At 69.8% G+C, this 20,157-nt stretch carries 14 protein-coding genes; 3 read left to right on the top strand and 11 right to left on the bottom strand.

The genetic code is table 11. The annotated features are described in order from the left end of the window. Positions 1 to 16 precede the first annotated feature (16 nt). The 3 genes from AC1D29_RS11095 to AC1D29_RS11085 are packed head-to-tail and all read left to right on the top strand — an operon-like array spanning position 17 to position 2,086. The gene (locus AC1D29_RS11095; protein ID WP_477897165.1) at positions 17 to 910 is read left to right on the top strand and encodes a cation diffusion facilitator family transporter; all 894 of its coding nucleotides are present in this window, start codon (positions 17 to 19) and stop codon (positions 908 to 910) included. Further along, positions 907 to 1,347 carry a D-aminoacyl-tRNA deacylase gene (gene dtd / locus AC1D29_RS11090; RefSeq protein ID WP_477897163.1) on the top strand — a complete coding sequence of 147 codons (441 nt, stop codon included), beginning with the start codon at positions 907 to 909 and terminating at the stop codon, positions 1,345 to 1,347. Before AC1D29_RS11095 ends, dtd begins: the two co-directional genes overlap by 4 nt. A 10-nt stretch (positions 1,348 to 1,357) precedes the next feature. Further along, positions 1,358 to 2,086 carry a hypothetical protein gene (locus AC1D29_RS11085; protein WP_477897161.1) on the top strand — a complete coding sequence of 243 codons (729 nt, stop codon included), beginning with the start codon at positions 1,358 to 1,360 and terminating at the stop codon, positions 2,084 to 2,086. A 3-nt stretch (positions 2,087 to 2,089) separates the two neighbouring features. Here the strand turns inward: AC1D29_RS11085 and AC1D29_RS11080 are convergent, their stop codons facing one another. From AC1D29_RS11080 to AC1D29_RS11030, 11 genes are all read right to left on the bottom strand, one after another. Then, positions 2,090 to 5,374 (bottom strand): GH36-type glycosyl hydrolase domain-containing protein, encoded by a 3,285-nt coding sequence (locus AC1D29_RS11080; RefSeq protein WP_477897159.1) that lies wholly within the window; start codon positions 5,372 to 5,374, stop codon positions 2,090 to 2,092. Continuing rightward, positions 5,371 to 6,105: a carboxylesterase family protein gene (locus AC1D29_RS11075; protein WP_477897157.1), complete on the bottom strand. Its 735-nt coding sequence runs from the start codon at positions 6,103 to 6,105 to the stop codon at positions 5,371 to 5,373. Before AC1D29_RS11075 ends, AC1D29_RS11080 begins: the two co-directional genes overlap by 4 nt. Beyond that, entirely contained in the window at positions 6,102 to 9,065 is a 2,964-nt protein-coding gene (locus AC1D29_RS11070; RefSeq protein WP_477897155.1) for a glucosidase family protein, read from the bottom strand. The genes AC1D29_RS11075 and AC1D29_RS11070 overlap by 4 nt, the downstream gene beginning before the upstream one ends. Then, positions 9,062 to 9,874 (bottom strand): carbohydrate ABC transporter permease, encoded by an 813-nt coding sequence (locus AC1D29_RS11065; protein WP_477897153.1) that lies wholly within the window; start codon positions 9,872 to 9,874, stop codon positions 9,062 to 9,064. The genes AC1D29_RS11070 and AC1D29_RS11065 overlap by 4 nt, the downstream gene beginning before the upstream one ends. Continuing rightward, positions 9,871 to 10,767: a carbohydrate ABC transporter permease gene (locus AC1D29_RS11060; protein WP_477897151.1), complete on the bottom strand. Its 897-nt coding sequence runs from the start codon at positions 10,765 to 10,767 to the stop codon at positions 9,871 to 9,873. Before AC1D29_RS11060 ends, AC1D29_RS11065 begins: the two co-directional genes overlap by 4 nt. After that, a complete protein-coding gene (locus AC1D29_RS11055; RefSeq protein WP_477897149.1) occupies positions 10,764 to 12,053 on the bottom strand; it encodes an extracellular solute-binding protein in 1,290 nt (429 codons plus the stop codon). Before AC1D29_RS11055 ends, AC1D29_RS11060 begins: the two co-directional genes overlap by 4 nt. A gap of 9 nt (positions 12,054 to 12,062) precedes the next feature. Further along, positions 12,063 to 13,490: a glucoamylase family protein gene (locus tag AC1D29_RS11050; RefSeq protein ID WP_477897147.1), complete on the bottom strand. Its 1,428-nt coding sequence runs from the start codon at positions 13,488 to 13,490 to the stop codon at positions 12,063 to 12,065. 61 nt (positions 13,491 to 13,551) lie between these two features. Continuing rightward, positions 13,552 to 16,506 carry a TonB-dependent receptor gene (locus tag AC1D29_RS11045; protein WP_477897145.1) on the bottom strand — a complete coding sequence of 985 codons (2,955 nt, stop codon included), beginning with the start codon at positions 16,504 to 16,506 and terminating at the stop codon, positions 13,552 to 13,554. Between the two features lie 39 nt (positions 16,507 to 16,545). Further along, positions 16,546 to 17,556: a LacI family DNA-binding transcriptional regulator gene (locus tag AC1D29_RS11040; protein ID WP_477897143.1), complete on the bottom strand. Its 1,011-nt coding sequence runs from the start codon at positions 17,554 to 17,556 to the stop codon at positions 16,546 to 16,548. Positions 17,557 to 17,563: 7 nt separating this feature from the next. Further along, positions 17,564 to 18,907, bottom strand: a complete 1,344-nt coding sequence (locus AC1D29_RS11035) for a GH1 family beta-glucosidase (protein WP_477897141.1) — start codon at positions 18,905 to 18,907, stop codon at positions 17,564 to 17,566. A 266-nt stretch (positions 18,908 to 19,173) separates the two neighbouring features. Continuing rightward, on the bottom strand, positions 19,174 to 20,142 hold the full coding sequence (locus AC1D29_RS11030; RefSeq protein WP_477897139.1) for a tripartite tricarboxylate transporter substrate-binding protein: 969 nt from the start codon (positions 20,140 to 20,142) through the stop codon (positions 19,174 to 19,176). Between the last annotated feature and the right edge of the window lie 15 nt (positions 20,143 to 20,157).

Raw genomic sequence — 20,157 nt, 5'->3', positions numbered from 1 at the left:
AATTCACAATGCCGGCATGCAAGCCAGCGCCTACCTCAAGCTCTCCGTCGCGACCGCTGTCGTGACGATCGCGCTGAAGACCGCCGCCTGGTGGGCGACGGGCTCGGTCAGCCTGGCCGCGGATGCGCTGGAGTCGCTGGTGAACCTGGCCGGCGCCGTGTTCGCGCTGGCGATGGTCACGCTGGCCGCGCAGCCGCCGGACGCCGAGCACCCCTACGGCCATCACAAGGCCGAGTACTTCTCCAGCGGCTTCGAGGGCATCCTAATCATCGCCGCGGCACTGGGCATCTGCTGGGGCGCGGTCGACCGCTGGCGCCACCCGCAGCCGCTGGAGGCCATCGGCATCGGCGTGGCACTGGCCGTCGTCAGCTCCGCGCTGAACGGCCTGATGGCGTGGGCGATGCTGCGCAAGGCGCGCGAGGTGCGCTCCGTCGCGCTGGCGGGCGACGCCCGGCACCTGATCACCGACGTCTGGACCTCGGCCGGCGTCGTGGCCGGCCTGCTGGGCGTCATGGCGACGGGCTGGCACTGGCTGGACCCGCTGCTGGCCATCATCGTGGCGCTGAACATCCTGCGCGAAGGCGTGCACCTGATGCACGAGTCCACGCGTGGCCTGATGGACGAGGCGCTGGACGCCGAATCGCTGGCCCAGGTGCAGGCCGTGCTGGAGGGCTTTCGCCAGCCGCCGGCCATCCGCTTCGACCACATCGTCAGCCGCGTGGCCGGGCAGCGCCGTTTCATCGACCTGCACATGCACATGCCTTCCAGTTGGACGCTGGGCCGCGCCGCGGCGCTGCGCGGCGATGTCGAGATGGCGCTGATGAAGGCCGTGCCGGGCCTGCGCGTCAGCATCCAGTTGCTGCCGCTGGATGTGGAAGCGCACACCATCGACCAGGAGGACCTGGTTTGATCGCCGTGCTGCAACGGGTGCGCGAGGCGCGCGTGGAAGTGGGCGGCGCGGTCGTCGGCGCCATCGGGCCGGGCTTGTTGATTCTGGTCTGCGCCGAGCCCGCCGACACCGAGGCCACCGCCGAGAAGCTGGTCGCCAAGGTGTTGAAGCTGCGCATCTTCAGCGACGATGCCGGCAAGATGAACCGCAGCGTGCAGGACGTCGCCGGCGGGCTGCTCATCGTCAGCCAGTTCACGCTGGCGGCGGACGTGAGCGGCGGCAACCGCCCCAGCTTCACCGGCGCCGCGCCGGCGGAGGCTGGACGGCGGCTCTACGAACACACGCTGGCGTTTGCGCGCCGCCAGCACACCGTCGTGGCGAACGGCGAGTTTGGCGCCGACATGCAGGTGCACCTCGTCAACGACGGGCCGGTCACCATCCCCATGCGGATGAATTGAAGGGACAGACATGAGCAAGATCACGGCCTTCCTGAGCGGCTGCGCGGCCAGCGCCACGGCCATCATTGCGGTTTCGCTGCTGACGGGCGCGAAGGCGCCGCCGACCCGCTTTGACGAGATCGACGTGGGCCGCATCAACGTGCGCGAACCGGACGGCACCCTGCGCCTGGTGATCTCCAACCGGGCGCAGTTTCCTGGTCTGCCCTGGAAGGGCAGCGAGCTGGCCCGCCCCGACCGCACGGCCTACGCCGGCATGATCTTCGTCAACGACGAGGGCACCGAGAACGGCGGTTTCATCCAGAACGGCCAGGTCGGCAGCGATGGCAAGCCCAACGCAGGCCTCAGCCTGACGTTCGACCGTTTCCGGCAGGACCAGGTGATCCAGCTGCTGCATGACGAGCAAGGCGGCCATGCCACAAGCACGCTGGCGATCAACGACGAGCCCGACGGCATGCGGTCGGACGTGTTGCAGCGCATGGAGCGCTTGACGGCGATCCGGCGACTGCCGCCGGCCGATCGCCAGGCTGCGATGCAGCAGCTGCGGGATGAAGGCCTGCACTCGGCGAACCGGGTGCGCCTGGGCACCACGAAAGGCAAAGCCGCCGCGCTGACGCTCAGCGACGCGCAGGGCCGGCCGCGCCTGACGTTGATGGTGACACCGGACGGCAAACCCAGCATCCAATTGCTGGACGACCAGGGCCAGCCGGCCAGGACCATCGACCTGGACACGAAGCAGTAGCCATCAGCCCAGTTCGATGAGCCAACGGCACACGCTGCCTGGCGCAGGCCGCGCCAGCGCCAGCGCACCCATGCGATAGGCATGCGGTCGCCGCTGTGCGGCCAGCTCCTGCCCCGCCTCGTCGCGCACGCGCTCGACGCCATGGCCGCGCGGCCCGACCCGGTAGGTCAGCTCCAGGCGCAGGTCGGCCAGCGTCAGCTGCACCGTCAGGCCATCCAGCACGGGCGGCATGACGGGGTCGACGACCAGCACGCCCTGCTCCAGCCGCAGACCCAGCAGCGACGTGACGACCAGGCCCAGCGCGATACCGGGGCCGCTGGAATAGATGCGCCAGCCACCGTCCAGCGCGACCTCGCCGGCCAGCGCACGGCCGTAGTGGGCTTGCGCCTCGTAGCGGTCGGCAAAGGCCGCGTCGGAGCTGGAGTAGTAGCAGTTGGCCTGGCGCCGGCTGGCGCTGGGCACACGCTCGGTCAGCGCGATCGGGTGGGCAAGCGTCAGCGCCTGCAGGAAGGCCTCGGCGCGGCCCAGGTGGGCCAGCATCTGCGCATAGCGCAGGTGGGCGTGCATGTACATGATGCCGATCTCGCGACCGAAGAAGGTGCTGGTCTCGGCGCGCTGGAACAGCTGCGACGGCCCGCCGCGGTAGGGCAGCGGTGCGTCGAACAGGCGCGCGCCGTCGGGGCCCTTCAGGTGCTGCTCGATCAGCGCCGCCTGCAGGTGCGCCTGCTCGGGCGTGAAGAGGTCGTCGATGACGGCATGCATCATCGGCAGCAGGCTGTAGCGCAGGCCGGTGCGCGTGTCGCGCGGGTGTATCCACAGCTCGCGCTCGCCCTGCTCGGGGAAGAGCGCATAGCCGGCGACGACGTCGTCCTGCACCAGCAGGCGCTGGAACTCGGCGCGCACGCCCACGGCCTCGGCCACCAGCGCCGCGGCCTCGTCGGCGCGGCCGATGTGGCCCAGGGCCGTCGCCAGCGTGTGCAGCATCTGGTGGTGCAGCGTGACGGTCCAGGCGCTGCACAGGCGTTCGCGCAGCGCCGGGTCGCCGGGCTGCAGCGAGTCGTTCCAGTCGCCATGCCAGTAGGCCGCCAGGCCCGTGCCGTGCACCACGCGTTGGCGGATCAAGGCCAGCGCGCGCGCCACGTGGGCCGACAGCGTCGCGGCCTCGCCCCCGTGGAAGGGCAGCACCTCATCCAGCAGCGTCGCGTCGCCGCTGGCGATCAGGTATTGCGCCAGGCCCAGCAGCGGCCAGAAGACGATGTCGCCGTGCGAGTCGCCGGCGCGGATGGCGCTCTCGCGCTCGAAGAACATGAACCACTGCGGCCAGTCGCCGTCGGGGTTCTGCGCGGTGAAGACGCGCAGCAGCAGGTCGCGCACGGGCGCGGTCTGGCCCAGCGCCAACAGCATCTCCAGCGGCCCCTGGCAGACGTCGCGCGTGCCCCAGCCGCCGCCCGAGTACTGCTCCAGGCCACGCGGCGACAGGTAGTGCACGAGGGCGTTGTGGGCGTACCAGGGCAGGATGTCGCGCAGTTGCGCCAGCGCCGGATGCGCCAGCTGCCATTGCGGCAGCACCAGCACCTGCGGCGCGGGGGACGTGGCCTCGATCAGCGCGCCGCGCAGCGTCAGCGAGACGGTGGTGGCGGGGAGGAAATCCAGGCACAACAGCGGCTCGCCGCGGCTGACGCCGTCGTCGAACAGGCGCCCGTCGTCGCCGACGATGGCCAGGCCCGGCGCGTCGATGTCGAAGCCACCGCCAGGGAAGCGGGCGGCCAGCTCGCTGCCGTCGGGCGCCGTCAGGCGCAGCCGGTCGCCACTGTGGGCCCAGCCCGGGCGCAGCGCCACGGCACCGTCGTCGCCGGCCAGGGCAAGGTTGAGGCTGGCGCGGACATGCACCGCGTCGCCCTGCAGCACGCGCAGCACGAGGCTCATCGCGTCGGGCACCGCACCGGCCTCGGCCACCACCTCGACGAGGCCGCCGGCATGGGCGTACAGCCAGCGGCAGCGCTGCGGCCGCATCTCGAAGGCCGACGGCAGGCCCAGCAGCGCCCAGTCCCCGCCCTCAGCCCGCACGAACAGCCGCAGCCCGGCCGTGCGGAACAGCCCGAGCAAGCTGCGCTGCGTGGACAACAGGCGGTTGATGCTGACGTGGCCTTGCGTCAGCATGGAATGGAAGACGCCGCCCATCCAGCAGGTGGACGTCAGCGCGCCCTCGTCGGGCACCAGGTGCTCGCCGCTGCGCAGGATGTGGCCGTGCGGGCGCTGCACCAGCAGCTCCTTGGCGCGCAGCACGACGTGGCTGGCGTCAGCGGTGAAGAAGCTCAGCAGCTGGCCACCTTGCCACTCCTCGTGGCGCCGTTCGCCGGCGAACAGCTGGTGGCGCGCCTCGGCGCCAAGGTCCAGGCTGGTGAGCAGCGGCGCGCTGGCGAACAGGCTGGGCGCCGGCGCATGGCCAGGCACGTCCAGCGGCTCGGAGGGCTGCGCCTCGGGTAAAGCGAGCAGCGCCGGCAGGCGGCCCAGATCGGCGTCGCCGCTGGCGGCCGCATGGTCGGCCTGCAGTGTCAGGAAGAAGCCGGCCGTCGCCCGCCCCCAGGGCGCGAGGGTCTGGGCCTCGTCCTGCAGGGCGACGACGGCATGTTCGTGCTGCAGCCGCTGGTCAGGCAGCCCCGCCAGCAGCCCGGGCGGCAGCGCCCCCTCGCGGGCCGCGACGCCCCAGACCTGCAGCGCATCGGTCGCGAACCGTTCGGCACGGCGCAGCGAGCCGGCCAGCAGCCAGGGGTGACGGCCGCGCTGGGCCTGGTTCTGCCGGGCGGCCAGCAGCGTGCCGTGCTGCGCATGCGCCAGCGGCTGCAGGTCGATGTAGTGGCTGACGTAGAACTCGTTGGTGCGCACGGCGGCGTAGTCGGCCAGGCCCACGTCCTGCACCAGCACGGGCGCGATCTCGCAGGGCGCCGCCGACTGGTTCTCGGCCGACAGATGCCAGAACAGCGTCGGCTCGTCGGCCGCCAGGCGCAGCTGCAGCCGCAGCGCCAGGCCGTCCCAGTCGCCGCGCATCTCGAAGGCGCCGTCGGTGGCATGGACATGCAGCGGCGACAGCGGCCCCAGCAGCGGCACGACGCGCCAGTCGCCGCCGGCATCACGGCGACGCAGCCAGACATTGGCGGGCCCGCCTTCCAGCTCGTTGCCCGGGAAGAGGTTGAGCATCAACCCCGGCGCGAGCAGGCGGCGCAGCGCGCCATGGGACAGCAGCTCGGCCTCGAGGCCGGCCTTGTTGCGAAGGGAATGGGCGGTCATGTTTGTCGCTGCGCCAACAGCCAGGGCAGCAGTTCGGGATCTTGGTAGGCCGGCGTCCACGAGTCGTGGCCCACGCCGGGGTAGACGGTCAGCGTGGCCCGGCCGCCGGCCGCCAGCAACGCGTCGACGCAGGCCTGCTGGCGCGCCAACGGCACGACGGCATCCACCGCGCCGTGGTAGGCCCGCACGGGCACCTCGCGCATGGCCTCGACGGAGACCGGGTCGCCGAAGCCGCAGACCGGCGCGATGGCCGCCAGGTCGCGCGGGTAGTCGCTGGCCCAGTTCCACACGCCGTGGCCACCCAGGCTCAAGCCCGTGGCCAGGCTGCGCTTGCGGTCCACGTGCAGCCGCGCCTGCAGCGCCTGCAGCAGCCGGTGCAGCCGCTCGGGCTCCCAGCGGGCGCCCTCTTCCAGCTGCGGGCTGACCAGGATGAGCGGGAAGGCGGTGCCGCGGGCGGCCCACATCGGCGGGCCATGCATCTTGACCTTCTCCAGGTCCGTACCGCGCTCGCCGGAGCCGTGCAGGAAGACCAGCAGCGGCCAGCGCTCGCTGCGCGCCGTGTACTCACGCGGCAGCGACACCCACATGCGCTCGCCCGCCAGCTGCCAGGGCCGCTGCTCGCCGGCGGCCAGGCCTTCGGGCGGCGTGGGCGGCAGCGCGGCGCAGGCGCTCAAGACCGTCGACGAGACGACGGGCATCGTCAACAACAGCTGGCGGCGGTTGAGGGTCATGGCGTGGGCTCCAGTTGGATGGTGGTGGCGTTGGCGGGCAGCGGCAGTTCTCGGCCCTGCCAGGCGAGGCCTTGAGTTTCGACGTTAGCGCGCGGTAACTGCGCCGTACCGGGCCAGGCCAGGCGCAATTCACCTGGCAGGCGCTCGGGGCGGCGGTCGATGTGCAGCGTCCAGCCGCCGTCGGCGCGGCGCAGCAGGCGATAGTCCAGGCGTCCCCAGGCGGTGGACAGGCCGGCCACACCGATGTCACCGGCCAGGCGCCAGGCGGCGGGCACGCCGGCAGCGAGCACGACGCTGCCTGCGGATTCACGCTCGTAGGCCAGCAGGTCCAGCGCCGCGCGCAGGTAGTCCGACGATATCCACGCGTGCGGCATGTCGCCCAGGAACTGCACCGTGCGTGCGTCGGGCAGCACGACCTCGGCCCACTGGTTCCAGCCCGCCGGGCGCTGGTGCGTGAAGAACCAGGCCAGCAACCGGTGCGCGTCGTCCACGCGGCCCAGCCGCACCAGCGCGCTGACGTTGCGCAGCTCGTAGGGCGTGTAGTCCTTCCAGGGCTTGCTGCCGGTGATGCGGACATCGGCCTCGGCCACGTAGCGGTCGAAGGTGCCACGCAGCAGCTCAGGATCCAGCTTGTCGGCCTGGGCGGGGTTCAGGGCCATCGTGGTGGACGTGGCGTCGAAGTCGCCGCGGTCGGCGGCGCCGGCGATGTGGTCCAGCTTGTAGTGCCGGGCGGTCGCGGCGATGGACGCACCGAGGTCGGCCTCGAACTCGTCCCGCCAGGCGGCCCAGCGGCTGGCGTGGGCGCCGTCGCCCAGCGCCTGCGCGATTTGCACGGCATCCTTGTAGCCGCGCAGCGCCCAGAAGTCGTCCCAGTACGAGTAGGCGGCCTTGTCGCTGTAGCCCTCGTGGCTGATGGACGGCGGCATCAGCCCCTTGAACCGCGCATCGGCACCAGGCTGGCGTTCGCTCTGGCGCAGGTTCTCCATCCAAGCGACGACACGCTGCACCTTGGGCCAGTGGCGCGCCAGCAGCGCGCGGTCCTGCGTGTGCCGCCACAGCTCGGCCACCGCGAACAGGTACTGGCCATGGCTGTCGTTCTCGACCACGGGGTCGGCGCCGCGCTGGTCCACGCAGCAGGGCACCTTGCCGGACTCGAAGATGTAGCCGCCAAACCAGTCGACGAACGCCTGCGCGGCCTTCGCCTCGCCCATGCGCACGAGGCCGGCCACCATCATGGCGCCATCGCGTACCCAGGAACGCGCGTAGGAGCGGGTGCCCGGCCGCAGCGCGGGGCCGTCGCGCGACATCAGCATCTGCGCGAGGGCGCTGCGCATGGTGTCGGCGATGGGCTGGGCCTGCGGCGGCAGGCGCAGTTCCAGCACGCCCAACCGGTCGCGCCACCGCGCGGCGGCGACGGCGAGGCGGGTGTCAAGGGCGCCGGCATCGCCGCCAGACACCCAGCCGAAGGTGCGCGCCTCGCCGGGGGCGAGGTCGACGTCGAAGCGCATCAAGGCAGAGGGCAGGCCTTCGGTGTTGGCCAGCTGGGTCAGCGGCGGCGCTTGCAGCAGGGAAGCCAGGCCGGGGCCGGCGGGCCAGGGCGCGGCGCGCACCTCTGCGGGCACCTCGCGTGGCTTGAGATTGAACCCCGCCGCGGTGAGCTGGCCGTCCTTCCAGGCCAGCGAGGGCAGCGGGCTGATGCCGCCGGGCGTCGACAGGAACTGCTGCGGCGGGTTGACCTGCCAAGGCCGCAGCGTCAGCAGCAGCGCATAGCGCTGCGGTTTGCTGGTCGGGTTGCGCAGCGTGTAGCGGGCCAGCAGCTGCGGATCCTTGGCCGGGCCGTCGGCGCCGGCTTCGACACGCAGCTCCACATCCGCGTGCCGCCATTGCACGACCGGCAGCGCCTGCTCGACCAGGCTGTGCTCGGTGCGCGCCTGCGCCCAGGTGACAAGGCGGCCGTCGGCCAGCCGCACGGCCGGCTCGACGCTGGGGCCGCCGCGGGTCAGCTCGATGGCGCCGTCCTCGCTGACCAGGCCGGAGCGCTGCGCGCCGCCGTCCACGCCGACGACGGTCCAGTAGTTCTGCTCGCCAATGAAGGCACGTGGCAGGTCGCCGCGCGGCAAGGCCTTGGCCAGTTCGGCGACGGCGGCGTTGCGGTCCGGCCATTGCGCCGCGTCGCGCAGCTGCACCTCGGGCGGCTTGCGGCCGCCGTCATGGCGCACGCGTAGCCAGCGCCATTCCTGTTCGCCGAGGAACAGCGCGCGGCCGGGCCGGGCGGAGAGCAGCTTCCAGCGGCGGTTGTCGTCCGACGCCTCGATGCGCGTGGCGCCGCCGCTGGGAAACCACAAACCGTTGAACTCGCGCAGGGTTTGCAAATCCAGCGTCAGCTCGCCGCCGCCGACCTTGCGGCGCGGCTCGGGCCAGCTGGCGGGCGCGGGCTCGCGCGGCTCCAGGCCCAGCGCGCCCACGCACAAGGCCCCTGCCCCGCCACCGCCTTGCTGGCCGGCGACGACGACGAACTCGATGAACTGGCTGCGGGTCAGCGCGCGGTCCTGGGTCGGCCCCCAGGCGAAGCCGATGTGGCGGCGCTTGAAGCTCAGGTCCGTCAACGTGGCAGGCAGCGCCAGCGCCGGGCGGTTGACCCACCAGACGTTGTCGCCGCTGGCATCGACGAACTTGATCTGCACGTCGTTGGCGGCGCCGTGACCCTTGAGCTGGGTGGTCAGCGCAAAGTCGGCAGGCCAGTCCAGCGGCAGTTCGCGGCGCAGCACGGCATAGCCGGAGACGCCGGCGAAGTCGTAGTCCAGGCAGAGGCTGTCGTCCTTCGCGTCGCGGCGCAGGCTGGCCTTGACCTGGTCGGAGGCGGTGGCCTTCCACAGGCTGGCATCCTTCATGTCGTCGAGCACCGCCGCACCGGCCATCTGGGCCGCCAGCAACAGCAACAAGGCCAGCACCGCCTTCACTTGACGCTCCCCATCAGCAGCCCTTGCATGTAGTAGCGCTGCAAGGCGACGAACAAGACCAGCACCGGCAGCACCGTGATAACCGCGCCGGCCATCATCAACTCGCTGTCCTGCACATGCTCGCGCGACAACGCGGCCAGCGCGACCGGCAGCGTGTGCATCTCGCCGTCGGTCAGCACGATCAACGGCCACATGAAGTCGTTCCAGCTGCCCAGGAAGGCGAACACGGCCAGCGTGACCAGCACGGGCTTGAGCGTGGGCAGCACGATGTTCCAGAAGATGCGCCATTCCCCGGCGCCGTCCAGCCGCGCGGCCTCCAGCAGTTCGTCGGGCACGCCGCGCGTGTACTGGCGCACGAGGAAAATGCCGAAGATGCCGGCCAGGCTGGGGATGAGCACGCCCATCCAGGTGTTCACCAGCCCCATGCCCTTGAGCATCAGGAACAGCGGCAGCATGGCCACCTGGCCGGGGATGACCAGCGCGGCGATGAGCAGGCCGAAGATGCGCTCGCGGTGGCGAAAGCGCAGCTTGGCGAACGCGTAGCCCGCCAGCGTGTTGAAGCTGGTCGACAGCAGCGTGCTGACGATGGCCAGGCCCAGGCTGTTGACGAAGGCGCGCTTGAGGCCGCCGTCGCCCAGCAGCTGCTGGTAATGCACCAGCGTCGGGTGCCTGGGGAGCAACGGCGGCGGCAGGCTGGACGCGCTGCCGGCCGGCATCAGCGACACACAGACCATCCACACCAGCGGGAAAACGGCCAGCGCCGCGAAGGCCCACAGCAGGCCGTTGACGACCAGGGTCCTGGGCTTCATGCCTCCACCCCCGTCAGCCGACGCTGCAACAGGATCAGCCCCTTGCTGACCGCGACGATGACGACGAACAGCACGAAGGCCACGGCCGAGGCCAGGCCCAGGTTCCACCATTTGAAGCCTTCGTCGTACATCAGGTACAGCACGCTGACGGTGCTCTGCAGCGGGCCGCCCTGCGTCATCACATAGGGCTCGGCGAACAGCTGGAAGTAGCCCGCCGTCGTCAGGATGGCCACCATCAGCATCGTCGGCGCGATGCTGGCCAGCGTGATGTAGCGGAACTGCGCCCAGCTGCGCGCGCCATCCAGCCGCGCGGCTTCGTAGAGGTCGTGGGGCACGGCTTGCAGCGCGGCGATGAAGATGATCATGTTGCCGCCGAAGTTCTTCCACGCGGCGAACAGGATGATGGTGGGCATGGACCAATGCGGGTCACCCAGCCAGTCGATGGGGTCGATGCCCACCGACTGCAGCGTGTAGTTCACCAGGCCGTACTTGACGTGGAACAGGTAGCGCCAGATGACGGCCACGGCCACCAGCGTCGTCACCACGGGCGCGAACAGTGCCGTGCGCAACACCGGCTTGAAGCGCACCAGCTTGCTCTGCAGCAGCACGGCCGCGGCCAGCGACAGGCCGATGGACAGCGGCACGCCCAGCACGACGAAGTAAGCGGTGTTGCCCAGCGCCTGCCAGAACAGCGGCATCGTCAGCACATGGACGTAGTTGTCCCAGCCCTGCCAGCGCAGGTTGCGCAGGTCGGCGAGCGCGTAGATGTCGAAGTCAGTGAGGCTGAGCGCCAGGCCGGCGAACACGGGCACGCCGAAGAACAGCGCGATGACGATCAGTGCCGGGGCGGCAAAGGCCCAGGCGGCGAGGGATTCGCGGCCCGTCGTCCTCATGCCTTGGCCTTCTCCAGCATCCAGCGGCGCTTTTCGAGGATGCCGTCGACGCGAGCATCCAGGCCGCGCACGGCCACGTCCACGCTCTCGCGGCCACCGACGACGCGGGCCGCCGCCAGCTGCATCTCCTGCATGATGCGCTCCCACTCCGGCACGGCCGGCGTGGCGCGCACGTGCTCCAGCTGGCGGCGGAAGGCCGCGGCATGGCGGTCCTGCGCCAGCGTGGCGCCACCCGCAGCTGCAGGCAGGGGCATGGCCCAGGCGCTGCGCCGCGGTGGCAGGTCGCCGGTCAGGCGGTAGAACTGCAGTTGCACGTCGGGCCGGCTGAGGTAGCTGATCAGCGCCCAGGCCTGGGGCTTGTGGCGCGAGCGCCTGAACATCGCCAGGCTGGCGCCGCCGGCGATGGACGCCCCCGGACCCTGACCGGGCACGGGCCCCGGCAGCTCGGCGGTGGTCCACGCACCATCCAGTTCGGCCGGCAGGCGGCGCTTGAACTCGCCGATGTTCCACGGCCCGGAGATGTAGAACGCGAACGTCCCCCGGCCGAATTCCTGCCAGACATTGGCAACCTGGTTGTTGGTCAGTCCCGGCGCATCGCCGCGCTGGAACCGCTCGGCGTAGAAGCCCAGCGCGCGGCGGAAGTCATCGGAAGAGAAGTTGCCGAAGCGCCCGCCGTCGCGCAGCACCTCGCCGGGTTGCTGCAGCGCCAATGCCAGCAGCGGCTCGAACTCGTTGGTGGGCAGCAGCAGCGGCGTGGCCATGCCGTGTTCGCGCAGCCGCGCCAGCGCCGTGCGCCACTGCGCCCAGTCCTGCGGGATCTGCGCCACGCCGGCGCGGGCCAGCAGGTCCTGCCGCACGAACATCAGCCGCGTGTCCACGTACCAGGGCAGGCCCACGCGCTGGCCGGCCGGCGCGTTGGTGGCCCAGATGCCGTCGAAGTAGTCGGCCGCCTGCAGCATCTGCGTGCGTGCGATCCACGGCTCCAGCGGCTCCAGCGCGCCCAGCGCCTGCATCTCGGGCAGCCAGGTGTTGCCGACCTGGGCCAGGTCGGGCGTCGCGTCGCCGGCGAATGCCGTCAGCAGCTTTTCGTGTGCGGCGGTCCAGGGCAGTTGCTCGACCTTGACGCGCACGCCCGGGTGCTCGCGCTCGAAGCCCTGGATCAGCTCGGCCGCGACCTCGCTCTCGCGGCCCATGGCCCAGAAGCGCAGCGTGGTGGTGCCGTCGTTGCGCGCGCAGCCGGCCACGGCGGCGGCCGCGGCGGCGGTGAGCAGGCGGCGACGGCGCATCGGCAGCGATCAGCCCAGCCAGCCGCCGGTGAAGCCGGCCCGCTTGAGGCCGCGCACCAGGTGGGCGTTCTTGCGCATGACCTGCCACACCAGCTCGCCGCGGTGGTTGCCCATCATGGCCAGCATCGGGCCCTGGTCGATGCCCAGCATGTCGGTGTCCACCCAGCCCTTGCCGGGCTCGATGCGGCCATGCGTGAGGCGCACGTCGGGGAAGTTGAAACTGGGGTTGAAGGCGTCCCAGAAGCCGTAGCGGCCCCAGGTGTGCGGGTAGCGCTCCTTGATGGCCATCAGCGCAGGGATGACGATCTCGGGCGCGAAGGCGATGGAGCTGCCGGCCGCATAGGGCGCCAGCGTGCCGTCGTCGTACAGCCCCATGCCACGGCCGGCGTAGCTGATGAAGCGGCGCTTCTCGGTCTTGCCGGCGGTGGTGGTGTATTGCAGAGAGATGTCGGCCGGCCCGTCGCTGGCGCTGACGCCCCAGACCTCGTCGCTGTAGCCCTGCCAGCCCAGCGGGTTGGCCTTGGCATAGGCCTGCTGAACGTAGGTGGCGCGGCGCGAGTTCTCGAAATAGTCCAGGCCCTTGTCGCGCATGTAGGCGTCGTGGATGCCGCGGAAGTCCACCCAGCAGTGCGTGAACTGGTGGCCGAACAGCGGCGGGAAGCGCAGGAAGGTCTGGCCGTGGCTCTCGCCCCAGCTGTGCTGGTCGTAAGTGCTGATCCAGGCGTCGTACGCCTCGGGCTTGACCGGCCGCGTGGGCGAGCCCAGCGCCAGCAGATAGACCATCATGGCCTCGTTGTAGCCCTTCCAGTCGCTGGGGATGAAGCCCTTCTCGGGCGACCAGCCATGGCTGATGGATGGTGGGCGCACCTGGGACCAGGCCCAGTCGACACGACCGTACAGCTCGTCCACCAGCGCGCGGATGCGGGCCTCGTCGGCCTGCTTGGCGTCAAAGAAGCTCTGCGCATGCAGCGCGCCCATCAGCAGCAGCGCGGTGTCGACGGTAGACAGCTCGCAGCGGCCGAAGCGCAGCCCTGTCTTCACGTCGAGGAAGTGATAGAAAAAGCCCTTGTGGCCGGCCACGCCCGTCTTGCCCGGGCCTTGCGGCAGGCCGGCGAAGAAGCGCAGCGTGGTCAGCGTGCGCTCGCGCGCCTGGGCGCGAGTGATGTAGCCACGCGCCACGCCCACCGGGTAGGCGCTGAGCGCGAAGCCCACGGCCGCGATGCTCGCGAACGACGGCGTGGGCCAGCGGTCGGGCGCCAGGCCGGTCTGGGCGTCGGTCGTCTCCCAGAAGAAGTCGAAGGTGCGCCGTTCCAGGTCGGCGAGGAAGGCGTCCGCGGCTTGCGCCGGTGCCGTCGTGTCGGCCCAGCTGGGCAGGTTGGCGGCCAGCGCAAGGCCGGCGCCGTGTGCGAGCACGGCGCGTCGGGTCAGCAAACTCATGATGGGGAGTGATTGTGGGAGCCGGCCGCACCGTCGGCACGGCCGGCCCCCGAACTTCAGATCAGAACGTGTAGCTCGCGCCCAGCTTGAACTGCCGCATCGAGCCACGCACGCCGGTCTTGGTGTCGAAGTGGTCGTTGTCGCCGCCCAGCGCGTTCTTCGGCGGGGTGGAGGGGCCGCCGACCCAGTCGTCGTAGTAGCCCCAGTTGGCGGTGTTGAACAGGTTCAGCACGTCGACGCGCAGTTGGAGCTCGCCGCCGTAGACCTTGAAGTTCTTGGCCAGCGCCATGTCCAGCTGCTTGAAGGTGTCAGAGCCGCGCGAGACGGCGACGCAGCCGTTGGGGCCGTCGAAGCCGGTGTGGCAATCGATCACACGGCGCGGCTGTCCGTCACCCACGGTCAGCTTGCCGGAAAGCTGCATGCCCCAGGGCAGCTTGTCCATCAGGCCGCCCACCACCAGGCGATGCTTCTCGGCGTCCTTGGCGGGGCGGAAGCCGTAGGTGCTCTTGCCGTAAGTCCAGTCGAAGATGTCGTCCGACCATTCGTTGTTGGTGGTCTTGGCGTCGGTGTAGGTGTAGGCCACCGTCATGCTCCAGCCGCTGGCCTGGGTGTAGGGCTTCTCCAGTGACAGGAACAGGCTGGTCGCCTTGTTCTGGCCGGCGAAGTCTCCCAGCACCAGCGTGCCGAAGTTGCGCGGCGCGCCGCCCCAGAACGGATCGACGGAGTTGGAGTTGCCGAAGCCGCCGTTGAAGTCGCGGTTGCCGTTGAACCAGATGAACTGGTTCTTGGCGTGGATCTTCGACACCGCGACGTCCATGTTCCACATGCCCAGCGCCTGGCGCACGCCCAGGCTCATCTGGTCGGCGAACGGCATCTTGAAGTCGTTCTTGATCATCCAGATCTCGCCGCCCGGTGCGGCGTTCTTCTGCAGTTCGTCCAGCGCGTTGTTGGCCATCTTGCGGTCGTAGCTGCGGCCCCAGCCGCCGTAGATCACCGTGGCCTTGTTGCCCAGCAGGTCGTAGGACGCGCCCACGCGCGGTGCGAAGGCACCCTTGAAGGCCTTGCGCGAGTTGCCGGTGGAGATGTAGTCGGCGATGTTGATGCCACCCTTGGCCAGGGACTGTGCATACGTCTGGCCCGCGGGCGCGGTGACGCCGCCGATGGTGCGGCCATCCAGCGCGTTCAGCCCCGCGACGCGGTCCGCCGGCGTCACGTAGTCGTTGTTGAGCATGTTGTCTTCGTAGTCCCAACGCGCGCCGAGGTTCAGCTCCAGCTGCTTGCTGAGTTTCCAGTCGTCCTGCAGGTAGATGCCGTACTGGTTGTTCTTGAGGTTGGCGGACGCTGACGGAATGGCGAGCCGGATGTTGCATTGGTCGCTGGACAGGCCATTGCTGCTGACGTTGGTGCCGGTGCAGGTGAGGCCGCTGTAGTAGGGCTGCCCGGTCGTCGTGTTCAGCACGGTGTCAATGGCCGCCACGCGGAACGCCGTGCCGCTGAGGTCGTACTTCATCGCCCTGAACTGCACGCCTCCCTTGACGACGTGCCCCGCCATGCCGGTGTAGGTCAGGTCGTCCTTCAGGTAGACGCCGCTCTGGCGGCGGTCCTGCGAGTTGGGCGAACCGCCGGTAAAGAAGATGTCCTGAACGTTGTTGATGGCGTTGGTGGGCGAGTACTTGTAGCGGACCAGCGGGTCAGCAGAGTCGGACTGCGGGTTCCACTTGGAGCGTTCCATGCCGATGCGCGCTTCATTGAGCCAGTTGTCACCGGTGTACTCATGGGTCAGCGCTATGCGTTGCTCGGTATTGACGTTGTTGATGGCCGTGCTCGGCGCAAAGCGATCACCGTCGACCGAGTAGCCGTCTTCCTTGCGCACGGTGACCGAAAGGTCCAGGCGCTGGCGATCGTCGATCTCCGCGGACAGCTTGCCGAACACCAGGTGCTGGGTGAACTTGTTGTTGAACGAGCCCTGTTGCGCGGCGATGCCGGGCACGACGCCCGGGCTGCCCGGGTACTTGTCCAGATTCATCGCGGTCAGCTGGCGCGGCTTGTCGAGCGACTTGCCGTCGTAGGCGAGGAAATAGTGCAGCTTGTCGGGCACGACCGCGCCGCCGATGCTGAAGCCGGCCTCAACCTGCTTGTTCGAGGGCGGCGCGATGCCATTGGCCTCGTCGCGTTTCTGGATGGGGCTCAACGACGTCCAGTTGCTGCCGGTGCGGTTGCCGTAAACGTTTCCATGCGTTTCATTGCCACCGGATTTGGTGACTGCCGAGATCGCCACGCTGGAGACCTGGTCGTACTCGGCCTTGTAGTTCTGCGTCAGCACGCGGTACTCGGCGATGGCCGTCTGCGGGAACGGATTGCCCTGGCTGGTGTTCTGGCCGATGACGCCACCGCGCAGGATGTTGTTCTTCTGGCCGACGCCGTCGATGAAGACGTTGACCGAGTCGACGTTCTGCGAGCCACCGCGCAGGCGCGTGTTGCCGCTGCTGTCGGTGTCAAAGCGCACGCCGGGCGCGAAGTCTGCCGCCGACAGGAAGTTGCGCGAGGCTTGCGGGATGGCCTCGATCATCTTGTTGGAGACGGTCGTGCCCACCTGGGAATCGATGACGCCCTGGCGCTGCGCGCTGCCTTCGATGACGACGGTGCCGAGCTGGTTCGCGGTGCTGCCGCCGAGGTCGACCGTGGCGTTCTGGCCCACCGACAGCGTGATGAGGCTGCCGGTGGCGGCGCCGCCGACGCGGATCTCGTAGCTGCCCGGGTTCAGGCCGACCAGCACATAGCTGCCGTCGGCCAGCGTCTTGGTTCGGTAGGTGTTGCCGTTGGCCTTGTTGATGGCGACGACCTCCGTGCCGGCCGGGGCCGTGGCGCCCGCGGCGGTGATGGTGCCGCGCACGGTGGCGTTGGCCGTCTGTGCCTGCGCGGGCAGCGCAGCAAACAGCAGGCCGCCGAGCAAGCCGGCGGCGCAGAGGTGGCGGGCCAGCAAGCTGGGCTTGCTGCGCGGATGGTGGTTGTTCATGGTGCTTGTCTCCTGTGTGTTTGTGATGTGGACCGGGATTCAGGTCTTGCGGGCCCCGCACGAACGCCGCACGACCAGTTGCACCGGCATGACGGTGCTTTCGGCGGTCAGCGACTGCGGGCGTTCGAGCGCATCGGCCAACGCGTCGAGCGCATCGCTGCCGAGTGCGGCGATGGGCACGTGCATGGTGGTGAGCGCGGGGCTCACGTAACGGGCGACGGGGATGTCGTCAAAGCCCGCCAGCGCGATGTCGTCGGGCAGGCGCACGCCGCCGGCCTGCAGCGCGCCGAGCAGGCCGATGGCCATGATGTCGTTGGCGGCAAAGACGGCGTCGGGCCGTTCGGCCGCGGGCAGCGCCAGCAGGGCCGCCGCGGCACGCTGGCCACCGGCCTCGGAGAAGTCGCCTTCCAGCAGCCAGGGCTTTGCACCCCGGGCCAGGCCGGCGCGGTAGCCGCGCTCGCGTTCGCGCGCCTCGAAGTTGGCGGCCGGGCCGCCGAGGAAGGCGATGCGGCGCCGGCCGGTGCCGACGAGATGTTCCGTCATCGCGCGCGCACCGCCGAAGTTGTCGACCGCGAAGACGCGCTGCGTCGGCTCGCTGACGCCGGAGTTCAGCAGCACCGCCGGCAGCGCCGGCGGCAGGTTCTGCGACAGGAAGTCGTCGTCGGCGTGCGGCGACATGACGATGAGGCCGTCCACGCGGCCGTTCATCGCGCGCAGCGCGGCGGCGGCCTCGTTCGCGTCGTCATGCGAGCTGGACAGCAGCAGGTGCAGGCCACGCGAACGGGCGGCCTGGTCGATGCCGCGGATCAGCTCGGAGAAGAACTCGCCGTGCAGGTCGGGCAGCAGAGCGCCTATCGTGTCGGTGCGGCGCGTGATGAGGCTGCGGGCGGCGCCGGAAGGGCTGTAGCGCAGCTCGCGCGCGACGTCGAGGATGCGCTGGCGGGTATGGGGCAGCACGTTCTCGGCGCCGTTCAGCGCGCGGGACACGGTAGCGACCGACACGCCGGCGACGCGGGCAACATCCTTGATCGTGGCGGGCGTGAGCGTCATGCAGTTTTCAGAGGTTGACGCCATGCGAGGCGATGACCTCAGCATAGAAGCGCGCACTGGCCTTGGGCGTGCGCTGCTGTGTCTGAAAGTCCACATGCACAAGGCCGAAGCGCTTGGCAAAACCCAAAGCCCATTCGAGGTTGTCGAACAGCGACCAGGCGCAGTAGCCGCGCACGTCGGCACCGCGCGTGATGGCGTCCTGCACGGCGGCGATATGGGTGCGCAGGTAGTGCAGGCGCAGCGGGTCGTCGACGCGGCCGTCTATCGCCACGGGCGGGTCGTAGAAGGCGGCACCGTTCTCGGTCACGTACAGTGGCAGGCCGCCATAGCGTTCGTGCATCCAGACCAGCGTGTCGGCCAGGCTTTGCGGGTGCAGCTCCCAGCCGGTCTCGGTGTAGATGCCGCCCGGCTGGCGCTGCGGCGCGACGGGCACGGGCCAGGCCTTGGCGTCGTGGCGCACGACGGCACGGGTGTAGTAGTTCAGGCCCAGGAAGTCGACCGGGACTTTGAGCGCCTGGACTTCCGCTGCCGGCCAGTCGGGCCAGGCGTCGCCGAACACCTCGCGCAGCTCCTCGGGGTAGGTGCCCAGCAGCGCAGGGTCGAGGTACTGGCGGTTCATGTACGCGTCCGCCAGCTGGGCGGCGTGGCGGTCGGCGTCGGTCGCGTCCGGCGGCAGGTGCTTGGGCTCGATGTTGACGACCAGACCGATCTTGTTCTTCCCGACCGCGCGGTAAGCCTGCACGGCCTTGGCGTGGGACTGCATCAGCCGGTGCGCCACGATGGCCGCCTCGAAGGCGCTCCTGTGGCCTGGCGCCAGCACGCCGTGCATGTAGCCACCGTCCGCCACCACCCAGGGCTCGTTCAGCGTCGTCCACATCGGCACGCGGTCATCCAGCGCGCGGTAGCAGGCGTGCGCGTAGTCGGCAAACCAGTCCGGCATGTCGGGGCTGAGCCAGCCGCCACGGTCGTCCAGCGCGGCGGGCAGGTCCCAGTGGTAGAGCGTGGCCATCGGCGTGATGCCGGCGGCCAGCAGTTCGTCGACCAGCCGCTCGTAGAAGCCCAGCCCGGCGGCGTTGACCTTGCCACGCCCCTCCGGCAAGACCCGCCCCCAGGCGATGCTGAAGCGGTAGGCCGTCAGGCCCAGCTCGCGCATCAGCGCCACGTCGTCCTTCATGCGGCGGTAGTGGTCGCAGGCCATGTCGCCCGTGTCGCCACCCAGCACCCGGCCGGGTGTGCGCACGAAGCGATGCCAGTTGCTGACGCCCGCACCGTCGGCCAGCGGCGAGCCTTCGATCTGGTACGCAGAGGTCGCGCAGCCCCACAGGAAGCCGGGCGGGAACGGTTGTCTCATCCGTCGTACCGGCTGTCACTTGCGCGTGCCGGCTTGTTGAAAGGTCATGTAAACGTTTACATGCATTCTTGGACAAGACCACTCGGTGCGTCAACAGCGTGTTTACCCCGTCGCGTCCAACCGACAGATAAGGGCGTCAAGGGTCAAGGGTGAGGGCTGAGCGCGGCAGCCCACAGACGCCGCCAAAGCCCAAGGGGCACAAAAAAAGCGAAGCGCTCTCGCGCTTCGCCCTGTGCTTTGGCGCGCCGACGATGCGGCGCTTTGCGTCAGTCCGCGTACTGCCCTGCCGCCTTGATGACGGGCCCGAGCTTGTTGATCTCGGCCTCGACGAACTTCTTGTGCTCGGCGGGCGCCAGCCGGGCGTCGCTGATGATGACGGCGCCCAGGGCCTCCTGGCGCTTGTGGAAGTCGGCATCCTTCAGCGCGGCGCGCAGCGCCGTGTTGATCTTGTCGACCACGGCCTTGGGCGTGCCCTTGGGGGCGTACAGGCCGTGCCAGACCGCCAGGTTGAAGCCCTTCAGGCCGGACTCGTCCGCCGTCGGCAGCTTGGCCAGCGAGCCGCTGGGCAGGCGCTTGGACGACATCACCGCAAAGGCCTTGACCTTGCCGGACTCGATCTGGCCCGTCGTGTTGGTGGTCTGGTCGCACATCAGGTCGACCTGCCCGCCGAGCAAGTCGTTCATGGCCGGCGCGGTGCCCTTGTAGGGCACGGTGGTCATGTCGATCTTGACGGCTTGCTGGAACAGCAATCCGCACAGGTGCGAGGCGGAGCCGACGCCGGCGTTGGCGAGGTTGATCTGGCCCTTGTTGGCCTCCATCCATTTGGTCAGCTCGGCGTAGTTGCTGGCAGGCAGGTTGAGCCGGCCGATCAGCGTCATCGGCACCTCGTTGACCATGCCGAGGTATTCGAAGTCTTCCAGCGTCTTGTACGGCAGCGTGCGGTACAGCGCGGTGGCACTGGCAATGCCGATGTGGTGCAGCAGCAGCGTGTAGCCGTCGGGTGAAGCCTTGGCGACCTTGTTGGCGCCCAGCGTGCCGCCGACGCCGCCGACGTTCTCGATGATGAGGGTCGCGCCCAGCGGTTTGCGCAGCGCCTCGGCCAGGTCACGGCCCACCTTGTCGGTGGGGCCGCCGGCCGCGAAGGGCACGATGATGGTGATGGGCTTGTCGGGGTACTCGGCAAGGGCGGGCAGGCAGGCCAGCAGGCCCGCGGCAAGCATCAGGGAACGGCGCATCAGGGTGTCTCCAAC

This window comes from Roseateles sp. P1_C6, from assembly GCF_056406315.1.
The sequence above is the reverse complement of the archived record's forward strand: the minus strand, read 5'-3'. Positions and strand labels throughout refer to the sequence as shown.

Coding starts and splice junctions, on each gene's coding strand:
- AC1D29_RS11095 (WP_477897165.1), top strand. CDS start 17: ATGCAAGCCAGCGCCTACCTCAAGCTCTCCGTCGCGACCGCTGTCGTG.
- AC1D29_RS11085 (WP_477897161.1), top strand. CDS start 1,358: ATGAGCAAGATCACGGCCTTCCTGAGCGGCTGCGCGGCCAGCGCCACG.
- AC1D29_RS11080 (WP_477897159.1), bottom strand. CDS start 5,374: ATGACCGCCCATTCCCTTCGCAACAAGGCCGGCCTCGAGGCCGAGCTG.
- AC1D29_RS11075 (WP_477897157.1), bottom strand. CDS start 6,105: ATGACCCTCAACCGCCGCCAGCTGTTGTTGACGATGCCCGTCGTCTCG.
- AC1D29_RS11065 (WP_477897153.1), bottom strand. CDS start 9,874: ATGAAGCCCAGGACCCTGGTCGTCAACGGCCTGCTGTGGGCCTTCGCG.
- AC1D29_RS11060 (WP_477897151.1), bottom strand. CDS start 10,767: ATGAGGACGACGGGCCGCGAATCCCTCGCCGCCTGGGCCTTTGCCGCC.
- AC1D29_RS11055 (WP_477897149.1), bottom strand. CDS start 12,053: ATGCGCCGTCGCCGCCTGCTCACCGCCGCCGCGGCCGCCGCCGTGGCC.
- AC1D29_RS11050 (WP_477897147.1), bottom strand. CDS start 13,490: ATGAGTTTGCTGACCCGACGCGCCGTGCTCGCACACGGCGCCGGCCTT.
- AC1D29_RS11045 (WP_477897145.1), bottom strand. CDS start 16,506: ATGAACAACCACCATCCGCGCAGCAAGCCCAGCTTGCTGGCCCGCCAC.
- AC1D29_RS11040 (WP_477897143.1), bottom strand. CDS start 17,556: ATGACGCTCACGCCCGCCACGATCAAGGATGTTGCCCGCGTCGCCGGC.
- AC1D29_RS11035 (WP_477897141.1), bottom strand. CDS start 18,907: ATGAGACAACCGTTCCCGCCCGGCTTCCTGTGGGGCTGCGCGACCTCT.
- AC1D29_RS11030 (WP_477897139.1), bottom strand. CDS start 20,142: ATGCGCCGTTCCCTGATGCTTGCCGCGGGCCTGCTGGCCTGCCTGCCC.